Here is a 15,787-nt window from a genome sequence, read left to right on the forward strand (position 1 = left end):
GCCGGCATGGAGGGCGCCTGTGCGGTCGTCCTCGGAGATGTCCCAGAAGACGTAGGCCCACTGGGGATCGCGGGGCAGGAAGACGACACGGGTCTCGGCGGCCGGCCGCGGCGCCGGGGCCATCTCGGCTTCGATGGCGGCCACCGGCCGGGGCGCGGCTGCGGGGGCCGCTGCCTCGGGGCTGTCGACCGAACGATCGGCGATGGCCTCGGCCAGGGAATCCCTGTCCTGGGCGCTGTAGCGATGAATCCCCAGGGTCCTGGCGAGCTCGCGCAGCTGGCGCATGCTGAGGCTGGCCAGGTTCGCGAGCGGGTTGGTCCTGGCCATGCTATTTCAAGAATCGTTACATCCCATGATCGCCGATGGGATCAGGGCGGGATCGCCCCTGTCAGCGGATCGCGACATCGCCGGAACGGGCCGGATCCACCGGCGGCAGCTGCACCACCCCCCGCATGAGTTCGGACCCCGGTCGCTCCGGGGGCCGGGTCGGGCGCTCCGGCCGCGACGCCAGCACGGCCGAGACCGCCAGCAGCCCCCCCAGCAGCAGCCAGAGGCGCCAGCGACGCGGCAGGACCAGGGCGCTGCGGCCCCCCTGCCCCCGGCGCCGTGTGCCGTCCGCGACCCGGCGCGCCCTGCCGATGCCCAGCGGCTCTCCGCAACGGGCACAGACCATGCGACCCGCCAGGCTGCGGTCGGCTCGCACAGCCCAACTGCCGCACCTCGGACAGCCCATTCGTCACCCGATCCATCAGCTCCCCATGGTGACGGAATGACCTAGAGCAGCGTCGGGTCGGCGCCGGCGGGCCGCTCGGCCGGTGGCAGATCGGCCATCAGCCGGAAATCCTCGAACGCGAAGCCCGGTCCCACGCAGCAGTGCATCAGGCTCCATCGCCCCCGGCTGCGGGCCGCCTGCCACCAAAGCGCCGGCACGATCTGCAGCGGCCCCGGATCCCCGGCCGCTGCGGCGGTTTCGGGGAAGGTTTCCGGGGCGGTGAGCGGGCCCAGCAGCAGCCGCTCGGCCGTGCCGCCCCCGGGCGGCAGCCGCCAGAGGTCGAGGGGGTCGCCGCCGGCGTGGTGCCAGACCTCATCCGCCCCCGCCACCTGATGCCAGCGGCTGAGCTGGCCCTCCGTCAGCAGGAAGGCGATCACCGTGAGTCCGGCACGCTGCTGCCCGTCCTCGGCCCGGCACACCTGACCGGGTGAGCGGTGCAGCTCCCGGTACCAGCCCCCCTCCGGGTGGGGCTGCAGGTCGAAGCGGGCGATCAGCGCCTCCGGACTGGAACGCATGGCCTGGCGGACGGGAGAGGGTCGCTGCCGATGATCCCGCGACGGCGGCCAACCGGAGTAGAACATCTGTACTGCTTCTTGTCTCTCCCGGTCCGATGCTTCCCCTGCCTCCCCAGTCACCGCTGCCCCTGCGGGAGGGGGCGGCGGCGCTCTTCTGCCTGCTGGCCACGGAGGCCGTCAGCGCCGGTTTCCCCAGCCCCGCCGACGACTACGTGGAGGCCCGCATCGACCTCAATCTGGAGCTGATCCCCCGCCCGCTCTCCACCTTCTTCATGCGCGTCAGCGGCGATGCCATGCGGGGCGACGGCATCGTCGACGGCGACCTGCTGGTGATCGACCGCAGCGTCGATCCCCGGCCCGGCATGGTGGTGGTGGCGGTGCATGCCGGCGCCTTCCTGCTGCGCCGTCTGGCCCGGCGCGGCGGTGCGCTGTGGCTGGTGGCCAGCGACGGCACCAGTCCGCCCCTGCTGCTCACCGGCGACGAAGGGGGCGGCGCGGAGGGGAGCGACGCGGGGGGCGCCGAGCTGTGGGGCGTCGTGATCCACGCCGTGCATCACCTGGCGGGCGCCCCCTCCAGGCGTCACTGATCGGCGTCAGCCAGCGGCCTCAGGGGTCGGCGCGGTGGGGCAGGGCGCGCGAATCGCTGGGACGGGCGGGAGGGGTCATCAGCAGGCCGCGCCGGCGCAGCTCACGGCGGAATTCGCCGGCCAGTCCGTCCGCCATCCAGAGCTTGCGCAGGTGGCCGAAGATCACCATGCAGCGCAGGGCGATGGTGACGCAGACAAGCACCTGCAGGCAGAGTTTCAGCACGGTGGGAGCAGCTGCGGCGCTGTGCTGGGGGCAGCCTAGGGGCGCCGGCGGCGAGCGGCCGCCGGGGGCCGGCCGGGAAACGCCGTCCAGGCGTCATGCTGGGGGCGATGAGCGGCCACGCCGCCCCAGCCTGCTTCGATGATCGAGCCCCTGCCGGAGCTGAGCACCGCCGAACTGGAGACCCTGCTGGCGGCCCTCGATCCGCTCCTGGACGGCTTCGGCGAAGGGGGCTCCTGCCTGGATGATGCCAGCGCCTTCCTGGAACGGCTGGGCATCGGCCAGCAGGGCGACGACGGGGGCACCCCCTCCCCCCTGCTGCAGTGGCTGGAAAGCTGGCGGGCCGCCGGCGGCAACCGGGCGACCCTGCGGCTGATGGTGCAGACCCTGCTGACGGGACGCCAGGAGGAACCGCCGGCCTGACGGAGCGCCGGATCGGCCGGACGGGTCAGCCACGCCAGAGGGCGTCGGCCATGCGGGCCGTCTGCACGATCGGCCCGACGTCATGGACGCGCAGCACGTCGGCCCCGGCGGCGATGGCCTGGCCGCAGACCGCCGCGGTGCCCCAGAGACGGGCCCGGGGGCGGGGCTCGGCCAGCACCTCACCGATGAAGCGCTTGCGGGACGGCCCCACCAGCAGGGGAAAACCCTCGGCCCGGAGCAGGGCCAGACCCCGCAGCAGGGCGAGGTTGTGGGCGGTGGTCTTGGCGAAGCCCAGCCCCGGATCCCAGAGAATCCGCTCCGCACGCACCCCCGCCGCCAGGGCCCGATCGGTGGCCTGCAGCAGCTCCTGGCGCACCTCGGCGACCACGTCGCCGTAGCGGGCCAGGCCATCCATGGTGCGGCTGTCGCCGCGGCTGTGCATCAGCACGCAGGGGCAGTCCGCGGCCGCCACCACCGCCAGCAGGTCGGGATCGCGCCGGCCGGCGCTGACGTCGTTGATCCAGTGGGCCCCGGCGGCCAGGGCCGCTGCCGCCACCGGGGCGCGGAAGGTGTCGATCGACAGCAGGGGGCCGCCGGCCGCCGGGGGAGGCAGGGAGGCCAGGATCCGCCGCAGGACGGGCAGCACCCGGGCAATCTCGGCCTCGGCCTCGATCTCGGTGGCCCCGGGGCGGGTGCTCTGCCCCCCCAGATCGAGCAGGTCGGCCCCCTGGCGGTGCAGCAAACGGGCCTGGCGCAGGGCCGCCTCAGGGGCCTCGTAACGGCCACCGTCGCTGAAGGAATCGGGGGTGAGGTTGAGGACCCCCATCACCAGGGTGCGGTCCCCCCAGCGGAACCCGGGCGGGGCGGCGACGGGGCCGGTGGGTCTCACGGGGAGCGGAGCGGAGGCCGGGGCCTCAGGCCGCCACCGGCACCTGGTAGTTGGCGATGCGGGCGAAGCTGACCGGATCGAGGGAGGCGCCCCCCACCAGCACGCCGTCGATGTCGCTCTGGGCCATCAGCATGTCGATGGTGGCGGGGTTGACCGAACCGCCGTACTGCACGACCACCTCGGGATGGCCCACCCAGCCGCGGATCAGGCCGCAGATGCGGTTGGCCTCCTCGGCGGCGCAGGTCTTGCCGGTGCCGATCGCCCAGATGGGCTCGTAGGCGACGATCAGGCGCAGGGGGTCGATGCCCTCCAGCCCCTGTTCCACCTGGCGATGGATCACCCGCTCGGTCTCGCGGGCCTCGCGCTGGTCGTCGCTCTCGCCGACGCAGAGGATCGGGATCAGCCCCGACTTCTGGGCCGTGCGGGCCCGCAGGTTGATCTGCTCGTCGGTTTCGCTGAAGTACTTGCGGGGCTCGCTGTGGCCCACGATCGCGTGGGTGACGCCATGCTCGAGCAGCATCGGCGCCGAGATCATGCCGGTGTACGCGCCGCTCTCTTCCCAGTGGACGTTCTGACCGGCGATGGCCACACCGGCGCCGGCCAGGTGACGGCAGAGGGTGGGGATGGCCGTGAACGGCGGGGCCAGCACCACCTCCCTGTCCTCGGGCAGATCGGCGATCAGGGGCCGGAAGGTGACCGCAAACGCCCGCGCCTCGGCGCAGGTCATGTGCATCTTCCAGTTGCCTGCGATGACGGCCTTGCGCACGTGGTCTCCCGGCAGCGACATTCGAGGCAGGTTAAGGCGTGAGGCCGCCGTCCCTCCCACGGTCCCGCCGTGGGGAGAGCATCAGCACCTCCCGTCCGTCGATGGCCACGGCGTCGCCAGGGGCCAGCTGACGGCCGCGTCGGGTCTCGATGGCGCCGTTCACGGTCACGTCCCCCCGCTGGATGCGCTGCTTCGCCTCGCCGCCGGTGCCGACGAGGCCCTGCCATTTGAGGAACTGATCCAGCTTCACCGTTAGGGGGGCGCCTGGAGAGCGCTGATAGGGTTCGTCGATGCTTGCACCCTCGCCGGCCGGCTTCCGCAGGCTCTGGCCGCTGCTGAAGCCCCACCGGCGACCCCTGCTGCTCGGGGGGTTGTGCATGCTGGTGTTCGTGGGCTGCTGGCCCCTTCTGGCCTGGCTCGCCGGCCAGCTGATCCCCGCCATCGGCGCCGGCGACTTCAGCAAGGTGCTGCGCAGCGTGGCGGCGGCCCTGGCGGTGTTCCTGGTGCAGAAGATCGCCCAGTTCGGCCAGGACACCCTGCTGGCGGGCCCGGCCCTGCGGGTCAGCCAGGAGCTTCGCCGCCAGCTGTTCGCCCGCCTGCAGCGGCTCGACTTCGGCGCCCTGGAGAAACTCTCCGCCGGCGATCTCACCTACCGGCTCACCGAGGACGCCGACCGGGTCGGTGAGGTGATCTACAAGACGATCCAGGACACCACCCCCAGCGCCCTGCAGCTGGTGGTGGTGCTGGGCTACATGATCTGGCTCGACTGGCCCCTGGCCCTGGCCACCCTGCTGCTGGCGCCGCTGGTGGCGCTGATGGTGAGCGCCTTCGGGGCCCGGGTGATGACCGCCGCCGAGCGCAGCCAGAAGCAGGTGAGCGACCTGGCGGCCCTGCTGGGCGAGGCGATCGGCGGCCTGCCCCTGGTGCGGGCCTTCGCCGCCGAACCCTGGCTGCAGGAGCGGTTCGACACCGAGATCGACCTGCACCGCCGCGCTCGCTATCGCACCCTGGAGCTGCTGGCGCTGCAGCATCCGGTGGTGGGCTTCATCGAAGCGGCCGGGATTCTCTCGGTGCTGCTGATCGGGGCGGCGCGCATCAAGGCCGGCGGCCTCGACAGCCAGGGCTTCAGCAGCTACGTGGCGGCCCTGCTGATGCTGATCGATCCGATCTCCCACCTCACCACCAACTTCAACGAGTTCCAGCAGGGCCAGGCCTCGCTGCGGCGGCTGCGGGCGATCGAGAACGAGCCGGTGGAACCGCCCGACCACCCCGGGGCCAGGCCCCTGGGAACCGTGTCCGGGGAGCTGGTGCTGGACGGGGTGAGCTTCAGCTACCAGCCGGGCAGCCCGGTGCTGCGCCAGCTCGACCTCCACATCCGCCCCGGCCAGGTGGTGGCCCTGGTGGGACCCTCCGGCGCCGGCAAGAGCACCCTGTTCTCCCTGCTGCTGCGCTTCAACACCGCCCAGAGCGGACGGGTGCTGCTCGATGGCCAGAACCTCGCCGACCTGCGGGCCCGGGACCTGCGCCGGGCCGTGGCCCTGGTGCCCCAGCAGAGCAGCGTCTTCTCCGGCAGCGTGGCCGAGGCGATCGCCTTCGGGCGACCCGCCAGCGCCGAGCAGATCCGCGAAGCCGCCCGCCTGGCTAACGCGGCCGACTTCATCGAAAACCTGCCCGGCGGCTACGACAGTCGCATCGAGGAGCGGGGCAGCAACTTCTCCGGCGGCCAGCTGCAGCGGCTGGCGATCGCCCGGGCCGTGCTGGGCAACCCGGCGGTGATGCTGCTCGATGAGGCCACCAGCGCCCTGGACGCGGAGGCCGAGGAGGCCGTGCAGCAGGGCCTGCAGCAGGCCATGGCCGGCCGCACCGTGCTGGTGATCGCCCACCGCCTCGCCACCGTGCAGGAGGCCGATCTGATCGTGGTGCTCGACGGCGGCCGGATCGTCCAGCAGGGCAGCCACGACGAACTGATGGCCAGCGGCGGCCGCTACCGCGAGCTGTGCGAACGCCAGTTCATCCGCCTGGAGGCCTGAGGGCAGGCTTCGCCCCTGGCCAGAACGGGCGGTCCTGCCACCTACGCTGACTCCGCACCGAGTCCAGAGCCTTGCAGACCCCCAGCCAGCAGCCCCCCGTGCTGACCTTTGAAGGCAAGCGTTACGACCTCAACGGCCTGCCCGACGAGGTGAAGGAGATGGTGCGGGGGATGCAGGTGGCCGATGCCCAGCTGCGCATGCACGAGGACACCCTCAAGGTGCTGGCGGTGGGCCGCCAGGCCATGGCCATGCAGCTGAACGAGCGGCTGCAGGGCATCCCGACCCTGGAGGAGCCGGCCTGAGGCCGCCGGGGATCAGCCCAGGGGGGCCAGATCCTCGAACCGGAACACCTGGCGGCCGGCGGGAGTCTCGCCATGGGCCTCCGTCTCCACCACCCGCTCGCTCAGCACCCAGGGGCCCTCGCCCGCCAGGGGCACGAAGGTGTCGGTGAAGCGGCTGGTGCCGCCGCGGGCCTCGCCGGTGGCGGGGTCGCTGTAGCGGCTGGTGTAGCTGTGGCTGAGGTAGCCGCTGCCGGTATCGGTGACGCTCTCAGTGAAGATCGTCACCACGGTGCCGTGGATGTGGCGGTGCACCATCGTCACCACGTTGTCCTTGATGCGGTAGCGGTCGCCCTCGGCCTTGCCGCCCATGATCACCTCGGTCCCCACCGCATCGGTCTCACCGGCGGTGAAGGTGTTGGCGCCGTGGGTCTGCTCGAAGGGGCGCCGCACCCGGTGGATCGCCACCTCCCACAGCTGGGAGGCGACCGCCTTGTGCACCTCCTCGTCGGCGAGGCCCTCCACCGTCGCCTTGAGGTCGGCGCCGACCTGGAAGGTGCCCTCGAGGCGCCGGCCGTCCTGCTCCCAGACGCAGCGACCGCCGTAGCCGCCGAAGCCCGGCTCCCAGGTGTAACGGTTCTCGTAGGCGGCGCGGAAGGCCTCGCGCAGGTCGGAGCCGGGGGCGACGGGATGGGCGGCCAGGGTGCTGGTCACGGGGTCACGGGCGATCGGGCGTTCACCCTACCCAGGGCGGGTGGATGTCCTGCAGGGCCGCCACCTCCACCTGCTGCTGCTGCTGCAGGGCGGCGATGGCCTCCACGGCGGCCCGGGCCGCGGCCATGGTGGTGACGGTGGGCACGGCGTAGTCGAGGGCGGCCAGGCGCAGGTAGCGGTCATCGTGGGCGGCCTGGCGGCCCACCGGTGTGTTGACCACCAGCTGCACCAGGCCGGAGCGGATCGCATCCTCGATGTTGGGCCGGCCCTCGTGCACCTTGAGCACCGGCGTCACCTCCAGACCGGCCTGGCTGAGCATCGCGGCGGTGCCGTTGGTGGCGGTGAGGGTGAATCCCGCCGCCAGCAGGGCGCGGGCCACCGGCACCAGGGCGGGCTTGTCGCGGTCGTGGGTGGAGAGGAACACGCTGCCGCTGGTGGGCAGGGGTTCACCGGCGGCGAGTTCGGCCTTGGCGTAGGCCAGGCCGAAGCTGGCGGCGATGCCCATCACCTCACCGGTGGAGCGCATCTCCGGGCCCAGCAGGGTGTCGGCGCCGGGGAAGCGCTTGAAGGGCAGCACCGCCTCCTTCACGGTCTGCCGCGGCGGCCGCGGCTCGGCCAGCAGGCCCAGCTCCGTGAGGGTGCAACCGGCCATCAGCTGGCTGGCGATCTTGGCCAGGGGCACACCGGTGGCCTTGGCCACGAAGGGCACGGTGCGGGAGGCCCGCGGGTTGGCCTCGATGATGAACACGGTCTCGTTGCCGGCACCGTCGTTCTGCACGGCGAACTGGAGGTTGATCAGGCCGCGCACCTCCAGCGCCAGGGCCAGCTCCGTGCTCCAGCGGCGGATCGTGGCCAGGGCCTGGGGCCCCAGGGACACCGAGGGCAGGGCGCAGGCGGAGTCGCCGGAGTGGATCCCGGCCGGCTCGATGTGCTCCATCAGGCCGCCGATCACCACCGTCCCTTCCCGGTCGCAGAGGGCGTCCACGTCCACCTCGATGGCGTTCTCCAGGTACTGGTCGATCAGCACCGGATGGTCGGGCTCCACCTGCACCGCCTCCACCATGTAGCGGTTGAGTTCCTCCTCGTCGAAGACCACCTCCATGGCCCGACCGCCGAGCACGTAGCTGGGGCGCACGACGACCGGGTAACCGACGGCCGCCGCCACCGCCCGGGCTTCCCCGTCGGTGCGGGCCAGGCCGTTGCGAGGCTGGCGGATGTCCAGCTGGCGCAGGATCGCCTCGAACTGCTCCCGGTCCTCGGCCCGGTCGATCGATTCGGGCGAGGTGCCCCAGAGCCGGGTGCCGGTGGCCCGGCCCTCCTCGCTCTCCAGCCAGCGCAGCAGGGGGATCGCCAGCTTCAGGGGCGTCTGGCCGCCGAACTGGACGATCACCCCCTCGGGTTTCTCCGCCTCGATGACATTGAGCACATCCTCCATGGTGAGGGGCTCGAAGTAGAGGCGATCGCTGGTGTCGTAGTCGGTGGAGACCGTCTCCGGGTTGCTGTTCACCATCACGGTGGCGAACCCGGCCTGCCGCAGGGCGAAGGAGGCGTGGCAGCAGCAGTAGTCGAACTCGATCCCCTGGCCGATGCGGTTGGGCCCGCCCCCCAGGATCATCACCTTGCGGCGGGTCTCGGGGGTCACCTCGTCCTCGGGCGCCAGAACCGTGAGGGAGCCGTCGGTCCCGAGCCGCTCCAGGGGCCGCTCGTAGGTGGCGTAGTGGTACGGCGTGGAGGAGGCGAATTCGGCGGCACAGGTGTCGACCGTCTTGAACACGGCCCGCACCCCCAGGGCCTGGCGCCGGCGGCGCACCGAGAGCTCGTCGCTGCCGGTGGCCCAGGCGATCTGGCGGTCGGAGAAGCCGGTCTGCTTGAGCTCAAGCAAATCCTCGGCGCCGATGGCGTCGAGGGAGCGGCCCCGCAGCAGGGTGGTTTCGATGGTCAGGATCCGGCGCAGCTTGGCCAGGAACCAGGGGTCGATGGCGCTGAGCCGGTGGATCTCGTCGTCGCTGCGGCCGGCCACCATGGCGGCGCGCACGTCGTGGATCCGATCCGGGGACGGGGTCCGCAGGCGGCGCTCCAGTTCGGCAGGATCCTGGGGGTGGTCGGGGCGGTCGCAGCCCCAGCCCCCATGGCCCGTCTCCAGGGAGCGCAGGGCCTTCTGGAAGGATTCCTCGAAGCTGCGGCCGATGGCCATGGCCTCACCCACCGATTTCATCGAGGTGGTGAGCACCGCCGGCGAGCCGCGGAACTTCTCGAAGGCGAAGCGGGGGATCTTGGTGACGACGTAGTCGATCGTCGGTTCGAAACAGGCCGGCGTGGCCCCGGTGATGTCGTTGACGATCTCGTCGAGGGTGTAGCCCACCGCCAGCCGGGCGGCGATCTTGGCGATAGGGAAGCCGGTGGCCTTGCTGGCCAGGGCCGAGCTGCGGCTGACCCGGGGGTTCATCTCGATCACCACCACATCCCCGTTGGCGGGGTTGATGGCGAACTGGATGTTGCTGCCGCCGGTGTCCACACCGATCTCGCGGATGATGGCGATCGACTGGTCGCGCAGCCGCTGGTACTCCCGGTCGGTGAGGGTCTGGGCGGGGGCGACGGTGATCGAATCACCGGTGTGGACCCCCATCGGATCGAGGTTCTCGATCGAGCAGACGATCACCACGTTGTCGGCGGTGTCGCGCATCACCTCGAGCTCGAATTCCTTCCAGCCGAGCAGGGATTTCTCGATCAGGATCTGGGAGACGGGGCTGGCCTCCAGACCGCTCTTGCAGAAGGCCTGGAATTCCTCGGGGTTGTAGGCGATGCCGCCGCCCGATCCCCCCAGGGTGAAGGCCGGCCGGATGATGCGCGGGTAGGTGGCGATGGCATCGCCGACGCGGATCGCTTCCTCGAGGTCGTTGGCGATTCCTGACGGACAGACGGCCACCCCGATCCGGGCCATCGCCTCCTTGAACAGCAGCCGGTCCTCCGCCTTGCGGATCGCCGCCAGGTCGGCACCGATCAGCTCGACGCCGTAGGCGGCCAGGGTGCCGTTCTCCGCCAGGGCGACGGCCAGATTGAGGGCGGTCTGGCCGCCCATGGTGGGCAGCAGGGCATCCGGGCGCTCCAGCTCGATCACCCGGGCCACCACCTCGGGGGTCAGGGGCTCGATGTAGGTGCGATCCGCCAGGTCCGGATCGGTCATGATCGAGGCCGGGTTGGAGTTCACCAGCACCACCTCGTAGCCCTCGGCCCGCAGGGCCTTGCACGCCTGGGTGCCGGAATAGTCGAACTCGCAGGCCTGGCCGATCACGATCGGTCCCGACCCCAGCAGCAGGATGCGCCTCAGATCCGTGCGGCGGGGCATAGGGCGTGGTCGGTCAAACCCGCCCAGCCTCTCACGGTCGCCGTCCCGACCGGCCCCCCGCACCGCTGGGACCGCAGGCAATCGCTAATCTGACGGGATACCTTCGCCGAAGACGCCGCCGATGAGCGAACTCCAGCGCCTGAAGGGGTTGCTGCCCCCTGAGATGCAGAGCTGGGTGTTCGTGGAAGCGGCGGCCTCCGTCGATCCTCCCCTGATCACCATCGAGGAGATCGGCCGCGACGAGGTGGAGATCCAGGTGGATCTCGAGAAATGGGACGCCCTCGCCCTCGACCACCGCAACCTGCTCTTCTGGCACGAGGTGGGCCGGGTCCAGAACGACGCCATCCCGCGGGACGGCTGGGAGATGGCCGCCCTGGCCATCGGCCTGGGGGGCGCCATCGGCGAGCTGTGGGTGCAGGACGGCCTGCTGCTGGTGATGGCCCTGGGGCTGTCGGGCTTCGCCGGCTACCGCCTCTACCTCAAGAACAACTCCGAGAAGCGTCTCCAGGACGCGATCCTGGCCGACGAGCGGGCCATCGACCTGGCCTGCCGCTTCGGCTACAGCCTGCCCAACGCCTACAAGAGCCTGGGGGGCGCCCTCAAGGAGCTGGTGGAGCAGACCCGCAAGAAGCGCCGCCGCACCTTCTACGAAGACCGCCTCGAGGCCCTGCGCAAGAGCGCCGGCAAGGCCCGGGCCGAGATGGCCCAGCAACAGGGCTCCCGCCAGTCGGTCACCAGTGAGAACGTCTATGGATAGCCGCGACCTGGCCCTGCTCGCCGCCGAGGCCTGTGACGACCGCAAGGCGGTTGACATCCGTCTGATCCGGGTCGATGAGGTGTCCTCCCTGGCGGACTGGTTCGTGATCTGCAGCGGCCTCAGCGACGTGCAGGTGCGGGCCATCGCCCGCTCCGTCGAAGACCGGCTCGAAACCGACGCCACGCGCCTGCCCCTGCGGCGGGAGGGCCAGAGCGAAGGCCGCTGGGTGCTGCTGGATTACGGCGAGCTGATCGTGCACGTGCTCACCCCCCAGGAACGCAGCTACTACGACCTCGAGTCCTTCTGGGGCCATGGCGAGCAGGAGCGCTACGTCGGCGCCCCGGTCGAGGTGGGTGGCCCCGGCCCGGTCGGCGGCTGAGGGACGCAGCGATGGCCGCCGGCGTTCCGAGCCTGCCCAGCCAGGACACCCCCTGCCCGGTGCCACCGGCCCAGCGTCCCCTGCAGGAGTACGACCAGCTCAGCCGCTCCTGGTTCTTCCACTGGCCCGCCAACGGCCCGGCGGGACTGTGGCGGGCCCTGGGGCTCGCCTGGCTGCTCTCCTTCCCACCGGCGCTGCTGGTGGCCGGCGGCAGCATTCCGTTGCGCCACGACCCCGTCCGCCTGGTGATCGCCGCGGCCACCGCCGCCGTGCTGCTGCCGATGGTGCTGCTGCTGCGGCAGTGGCTCGGCTGGACCTACGTGCAGAAGCGGCTGGTCTCGGAGCGGGTGGAGTACGAGGAATCGGGCTGGTACGACGGACAGGTGTGGGAGAAACCCATCACCTGGCGCCAGCAGGATCTGCTGGTGGCCCGCCACCAGGTGCAGCCGGTGCTGACCCGCCTGCGCCAGGCGGTCACCGTCGCCATCACCCTGATGCTGCTCGGGTCGGGGCTCTGCCAGGCTCTCTGAGGTCGGCCTCCACGGACCTTCCCCCACCCCCATGACCCTGTCCTCCAGCTTCGCCGGCCCGGGCCGCCCCGGCATTCCCCCCCTGGAGGTCCGCCTGCTGCGCAACGGCATCGTCGAGTCCCGGCACCGGGTGCATGCGGTGGTCTGCGACCAGCGGGGCCGTGTGCTGATGCGCGCCGGCGACCCCCAGCAGCTGAGCTTCGTGCGCTCGGCCCTCAAGCCTTTCCAGGCCACCGTGTTCGTGGGCAGCGGGGCCGCCGATCGGATGGGGGCCGGGGAACGGGGCCTGGCGATCGCCTGCGCCTCCCATGCCGGCACCGCCCTGCATGCCCGGGAGGCGTTCAAGCTGCTCTGGGGTGCGGAACTCGACACCGAGGACCTCCAGTGCCCCACCCCCGCCGGTGCCAGCAGTCCGCTGGAGCACAACTGCTCGGGCAAGCATGCGGCCTTCCTGGCCGCTTGCCGGCAGATGCACTGGCCGCTCGAGAGCTACCTCCAGGCCGACCATCCCCTGCAGCAGGCGGTGCTCAAGCGGGTCGGGGAGCTGCTGGGGCTGCCGGGGGCGGAACTGATCAGCGCCCGGGACGACTGCGGCGCCCCCACCCTGCAGCTGCAGCTGGCCCAGATGGCTTTGCTGTTCGCCCACCTCGGCGGCGGGGAGCAGGCCGACCTGGAGCGGCTCAGCCGGGCCATGCTGGCCCACCCCGATCTGATCGCCGGGGACGGGCAGTTCGACACCGAGCTGATGCGCCTGGCCCACGGCCAGGTGCTGAGCAAGGGAGGCGCCGAAGGCATCCAGTGCCTCAGCCGGGTGGGCGAGGGCATGGGGGTGGCCATCAAGGTCGACGACGGGGCCCGGCGGGCCAAGCAGGCCGTGGCCCTGCACCTGCTCGAGCAGCTCGAGTGGCTCACCCCCACCACCCTGGTGGAGCTGCGCCAGCGCTACCTGACACCGGCCGACCACCTGCGCCTGGAGGTGATCGGCGAGCTGCGCTTCGACGGCGCGCGCCCCTGAGGCAGGGGCATCGCCTGATACACTTTTCAGGTGCGACGCGGACATCCGCCGGCCACTTGTGCACCGCGGGGTAGAGCAGTCTGGTAGCTCGTCGGGCTCATAACCCGAAGGTCAGGAGTTCAAATCTCCTCCCCGCCACCAAATCCACAACCCCCCCAGGGTTGTCACCCATCAACCCCCCAGCCATCCGCTGGGGGGTTGTTGTTTTTGGGCCATGGGCTGACCCCTCAGCCAGGCTCCCGGCTCCACCGCCGCTCCTGCATGATGCCGGGACCGGTTCACCTGCCGATGTCCGCTGTCCCATCCCCCAACGCCGGCAGCGACCTGCCGTGGGATGCCGTGGTGGTGGGGGCGGGGGCCAACGGGTCGGTGGCCGCCATGGTGCTGGCGGAGGCGGGGCTGCGGGTGCTGGTGCTTGAAGCCGGGCCTGACCTCTCCGCCCGGCGGGCCCTGGGCAGCGAACCGCTCAACAGTCTGCGGCGCCTCGCCCACCTGAGCAGCGGCCGCCAGCAGCTGCAGCGGCACCACCCGGGCTTCTGGAAGCACAACCCCGAGCTGTTCGTCGACGAACGGCAGAACCCCTACAGCACGCCGCCGGACGCGCCCTTCCTGTGGACCCGGGGGCGCCAGGTGGGCGGCAAGAGCCTCACCTGGGGGGGGATCACCCTGCGCCTGTCGGAGGCGGAGTTCCAGGCGGCCCGGCGCGACGGCCATGGCCCCGCCTGGCCGATCGGCAGCAGCGAGCTGGCGCCCTTCTACGACCGGCTCGAGACCCTGCTGGGGGTGCATGGCCAGCGGGACGGCCTGTCCCAGCTCCCGGACGGGCAGTACCTGCCGCCCCTGCCGTTCACGCCGGGGGAGAAGCACCTGCAGGCGGCAATCGGCCGTGAGCTGGGGCTGCCCCTGATCCACTCCCGCGGCTTCCGCCTGCACAAGCCGACCCCGGAGGCGCCCTGGCCCCCCTCCAGCGCCCAGGGCCGCAGCCTCGCCAGGGCCCTGGCCACCGGCCGGGTGCAGCTGCGCAGCGGCGCGGTGGTGAGCCATCTGGAGATGGACGCGACCGGGCGGCGGGCCGAAGCGGTGGTGCTGGTGGACGCGGCCAGCGGCCGGCGGGAGCGCCTCGCCGCCCCCCTGGTGGTGCTCTGCGCCTCCACGATCGAAACGGTGCGGCTGCTGCTGCACTCGAGCGACGCCGTGCGCAGCGGCGGCCTCAGCGACCCCTCGGGCAGCCTGGGCCGCTACCTGATGGACCACATCTCCACCAGCCGCTTCTTCTCGATCCCCGCGATCGAAGCCCCCCCCGAACCGGCCGAGCTCTCCGGGGCCGGCAGTTGCTTCATCCCCAACACCGTGAACCTGGGCGAGGGGAGTTCGGAAGCCTTTCTGCGCGGCTACGGCATCTGGGCGGCCCTGCAGCGCTTCGATCCCCCCGCCCTGCTGCGGCGCCGGCCCGGGGAGGCGGTGGGCTTCCTGATCGGCCATGGGGAGGTGCTGCCCCGGGCCGGGAACCGGGTGAGCCTGGATGGCTCCCGCACCGACGCCTGGGACCTGCCCATCCCCCACATCGACTGCCGCTGGGGGACCAACGAGGCCGCGATGGTGGCCCACATGCAGGCGCGCATGGAGCACGTGGTGGCCGCAGCGGGCGGCCGCATCCGGCCGATCGAGGAGCTGTTCGTGCTGCCGGTGCTCGAACCCCTGATCCGCAACAGCCTGGCGGTGCGTCCGGAGCCGCCGCCACCGGGCTATTACATCCATGAACTGGGCGGGGCCCGCATGGCCGAGCGCCCCGAGGAGGGGGTCGTCGACCCCTGGAACCGTTGCTGGGGGGCCGCCAACGTGCTGGTCACCGATGGGGCCTGCTGGCCCAGCGCCGGCTGGCAGAGCCCCACCCTCACCGAGATGGCGATCACCTGGCGGGCCTGTGCCGCCGCCGCCGCCGCCATGAGACGCCACTGAACGGTGCCGTCCGGTCAGGGAGCCGTCACAGCAAGGCGCAGCTGGTGTCGATCACCACAATCTTGCTGGCCACCCATGCGCACAATGACGGGGCGACCTCCAAAGGGTCGGGCAAGGGAGAAAACCATCAGCGGGGGTTGGCACCTCCGCTTTTTTTTGGCCCCTCTGCCCCACCGACCCCGCAGCCCCGCCCTCTCCAGCTGGCTGGGCCGCCCAGGCCTCAGGGCTTCTGGAACAGCCCGTCGAGGTAGTGCTGGGAGACCACGGGCTCCTGGCAGCCGTTCTGGAAGAGGAAACCGGCCAGGGCGGAGGTGATGACGCTGTACTGGTCCCAGTGCGGATGGGCGTCGATGAACTCCCGCATGCCTGCGTAGAGCACCTCGGGCACCTCGGCTTCCAGGCTCACACTCGCCTCTTCGCCGCCGCACCCCGGCTGCTCAGGATCCATGGCCATGCTGGTGGGATTCGGCTGAGTTCGTTCCAAGTACGCCACAGGGGATGGCCGGCGTCAAAATCCCGTCCCCGCCACGGCCCGTCGGCCACCGGGGATGAGACTCGCGGCCCCGGCTGGGTTGTGGTCAGGGTGTTGCAGAACACGTGAGCAGCG

The 15,787-nt window shown here is 71.5% G+C and carries 19 protein-coding genes and 1 tRNA gene; 10 read left to right on the plus strand and 10 right to left on the minus strand.

Annotated elements, in window-relative coordinates:
* The 3 genes from KUG38_RS13350 to KUG38_RS13360 form a co-directional block, all read right to left on the minus strand.
* Positions 1-327 (minus strand): DUF4912 domain-containing protein (locus tag KUG38_RS13350; protein WP_216922471.1); only part of this gene is annotated, 327 nt, incomplete at its 3' end.
* A 61-nt stretch (positions 328-388) separates the two neighbouring features.
* Entirely contained in the window at positions 389-703 is a 315-nt protein-coding gene (locus KUG38_RS13355; protein ID WP_216922473.1) for a hypothetical protein, read from the minus strand.
* Positions 704-774: 71 nt separating this feature from the next.
* The gene (locus tag KUG38_RS13360) at positions 775-1,287 is read right to left on the minus strand and encodes a cupin domain-containing protein (protein ID WP_216922478.1); all 513 of its coding nucleotides are present in this window, start codon (positions 1,285-1,287) and stop codon (positions 775-777) included.
* A 95-nt stretch (positions 1,288-1,382) separates the two neighbouring features.
* Here KUG38_RS13360 and KUG38_RS13365 point away from each other — a divergent pair, with 95 nt between their 5' ends.
* Positions 1,383-1,874: a LexA family protein gene (locus KUG38_RS13365; RefSeq protein WP_216922480.1), complete on the plus strand. Its 492-nt coding sequence runs from the start codon at positions 1,383-1,385 to the stop codon at positions 1,872-1,874.
* 19 nt (positions 1,875-1,893) lie between these two features.
* Here the strand turns inward: KUG38_RS13365 and KUG38_RS13370 are convergent, their stop codons facing one another.
* Complete coding sequence (locus KUG38_RS13370; RefSeq protein WP_216922482.1) at positions 1,894-2,097, minus strand: hypothetical protein; 204 nt, start codon at positions 2,095-2,097, stop codon at positions 1,894-1,896.
* A gap of 138 nt (positions 2,098-2,235) precedes the next feature.
* Between KUG38_RS13370 and KUG38_RS13375 the strand changes: the two genes are divergently transcribed.
* Complete coding sequence (locus tag KUG38_RS13375; RefSeq protein ID WP_015108452.1) at positions 2,236-2,517, plus strand: hypothetical protein; 282 nt, start codon at positions 2,236-2,238, stop codon at positions 2,515-2,517.
* Between the two features lie 25 nt (positions 2,518-2,542).
* Here the strand turns inward: KUG38_RS13375 and folP are convergent, their stop codons facing one another.
* The 3 genes from folP to KUG38_RS13390 are packed head-to-tail and all read right to left on the minus strand — an operon-like array spanning position 2,543 to position 4,422.
* Positions 2,543-3,406 carry a dihydropteroate synthase gene (folP, locus tag KUG38_RS13380; protein WP_216922484.1) on the minus strand — a complete coding sequence of 288 codons (864 nt, stop codon included), beginning with the start codon at positions 3,404-3,406 and terminating at the stop codon, positions 2,543-2,545.
* A 25-nt stretch (positions 3,407-3,431) separates the two neighbouring features.
* Positions 3,432-4,193 (minus strand): triose-phosphate isomerase, encoded by a 762-nt coding sequence (tpiA, locus tag KUG38_RS13385; protein WP_216922486.1) that lies wholly within the window; start codon positions 4,191-4,193, stop codon positions 3,432-3,434.
* 10 nt (positions 4,194-4,203) lie between these two features.
* The gene (locus tag KUG38_RS13390; protein WP_190609660.1) at positions 4,204-4,422 is read right to left on the minus strand and encodes an RNA-binding S4 domain-containing protein; all 219 of its coding nucleotides are present in this window, start codon (positions 4,420-4,422) and stop codon (positions 4,204-4,206) included.
* 40 nt (positions 4,423-4,462) lie between these two features.
* Here KUG38_RS13390 and KUG38_RS13395 point away from each other — a divergent pair, with 40 nt between their 5' ends.
* Entirely contained in the window at positions 4,463-6,202 is a 1,740-nt protein-coding gene (locus KUG38_RS13395) for an ABC transporter ATP-binding protein (RefSeq protein ID WP_216922488.1), read from the plus strand.
* Positions 6,203-6,273: 71 nt separating this feature from the next.
* Complete coding sequence (locus KUG38_RS13400) at positions 6,274-6,504, plus strand: DUF6447 family protein (protein ID WP_094586934.1); 231 nt, start codon at positions 6,274-6,276, stop codon at positions 6,502-6,504.
* 12 nt (positions 6,505-6,516) lie between these two features.
* Here the strand turns inward: KUG38_RS13400 and KUG38_RS13405 are convergent, their stop codons facing one another.
* Entirely contained in the window at positions 6,517-7,194 is a 678-nt protein-coding gene (locus KUG38_RS13405) for a DUF3386 domain-containing protein (protein ID WP_216922489.1), read from the minus strand.
* A 22-nt stretch (positions 7,195-7,216) separates the two neighbouring features.
* Positions 7,217-10,540: a carbamoyl-phosphate synthase large subunit gene (gene carB, locus KUG38_RS13410; RefSeq protein WP_216922498.1), complete on the minus strand. Its 3,324-nt coding sequence runs from the start codon at positions 10,538-10,540 to the stop codon at positions 7,217-7,219.
* A 121-nt stretch (positions 10,541-10,661) separates the two neighbouring features.
* On the opposite strand from carB, the gene KUG38_RS13415 reads away from it, so the two are divergent.
* From KUG38_RS13415 to KUG38_RS13440, 6 genes are all read left to right on the plus strand, one after another.
* A complete protein-coding gene (locus KUG38_RS13415) occupies positions 10,662-11,297 on the plus strand; it encodes a DUF3318 domain-containing protein (protein WP_094586940.1) in 636 nt (211 codons plus the stop codon).
* The gene (gene rsfS / locus KUG38_RS13420) at positions 11,290-11,676 is read left to right on the plus strand and encodes a ribosome silencing factor (RefSeq protein ID WP_216922501.1); all 387 of its coding nucleotides are present in this window, start codon (positions 11,290-11,292) and stop codon (positions 11,674-11,676) included. The genes KUG38_RS13415 and rsfS overlap by 8 nt, the downstream gene beginning before the upstream one ends.
* Before the next feature lie 11 nt (positions 11,677-11,687).
* Entirely contained in the window at positions 11,688-12,206 is a 519-nt protein-coding gene (locus KUG38_RS13425) for a CGLD27 family protein (RefSeq protein WP_216922503.1), read from the plus strand.
* A gap of 31 nt (positions 12,207-12,237) precedes the next feature.
* Positions 12,238-13,221 (plus strand): asparaginase, encoded by a 984-nt coding sequence (locus tag KUG38_RS13430; protein ID WP_216922505.1) that lies wholly within the window; start codon positions 12,238-12,240, stop codon positions 13,219-13,221.
* A gap of 64 nt (positions 13,222-13,285) precedes the next feature.
* Positions 13,286-13,362: transfer RNA gene (locus tag KUG38_RS13435), tRNA-Met, on the plus strand.
* A 147-nt stretch (positions 13,363-13,509) separates the two neighbouring features.
* Complete coding sequence (locus KUG38_RS13440) at positions 13,510-15,180, plus strand: GMC oxidoreductase (protein WP_216922507.1); 1,671 nt, start codon at positions 13,510-13,512, stop codon at positions 15,178-15,180.
* Positions 15,181-15,400: 220 nt separating this feature from the next.
* Here KUG38_RS13440 and KUG38_RS13445 read toward each other — a convergent pair whose 3' ends face one another.
* Positions 15,401-15,634, minus strand: coding sequence for a DUF2811 domain-containing protein (locus KUG38_RS13445; protein WP_094586952.1), 234 nt, complete (start codon positions 15,632-15,634; stop codon positions 15,401-15,403).
* Positions 15,635-15,787: the final 153 nt, after the last annotated feature.

This window comes from Synechococcus sp. CCAP 1479/9 (genome assembly GCF_019038535.1).
GTDB lineage: Bacteria > Cyanobacteriota > Cyanobacteriia > PCC-6307 > Cyanobiaceae > Cyanobium.

Coding starts and splice junctions, on each gene's coding strand:
- KUG38_RS13360 (WP_216922478.1), bottom strand. CDS start 1,287: ATGCGTTCCAGTCCGGAGGCGCTGATCGCCCGCTTCGACCTGCAGCCC.
- KUG38_RS13365 (WP_216922480.1), top strand. CDS start 1,383: ATGCTTCCCCTGCCTCCCCAGTCACCGCTGCCCCTGCGGGAGGGGGCG.
- KUG38_RS13375 (WP_015108452.1), top strand. CDS start 2,236: ATGATCGAGCCCCTGCCGGAGCTGAGCACCGCCGAACTGGAGACCCTG.
- tpiA (WP_216922486.1), bottom strand. CDS start 4,193: ATGTCGCTGCCGGGAGACCACGTGCGCAAGGCCGTCATCGCAGGCAAC.
- KUG38_RS13395 (WP_216922488.1), top strand. CDS start 4,463: ATGCTTGCACCCTCGCCGGCCGGCTTCCGCAGGCTCTGGCCGCTGCTG.
- carB (WP_216922498.1), bottom strand. CDS start 10,540: ATGCCCCGCCGCACGGATCTGAGGCGCATCCTGCTGCTGGGGTCGGGA.
- KUG38_RS13415 (WP_094586940.1), top strand. CDS start 10,662: ATGAGCGAACTCCAGCGCCTGAAGGGGTTGCTGCCCCCTGAGATGCAG.
- rsfS (WP_216922501.1), top strand. CDS start 11,290: ATGGATAGCCGCGACCTGGCCCTGCTCGCCGCCGAGGCCTGTGACGAC.
- KUG38_RS13425 (WP_216922503.1), top strand. CDS start 11,688: ATGGCCGCCGGCGTTCCGAGCCTGCCCAGCCAGGACACCCCCTGCCCG.
- KUG38_RS13430 (WP_216922505.1), top strand. CDS start 12,238: ATGACCCTGTCCTCCAGCTTCGCCGGCCCGGGCCGCCCCGGCATTCCC.
- KUG38_RS13440 (WP_216922507.1), top strand. CDS start 13,510: ATGTCCGCTGTCCCATCCCCCAACGCCGGCAGCGACCTGCCGTGGGAT.
- KUG38_RS13445 (WP_094586952.1), bottom strand. CDS start 15,634: ATGGCCATGGATCCTGAGCAGCCGGGGTGCGGCGGCGAAGAGGCGAGT.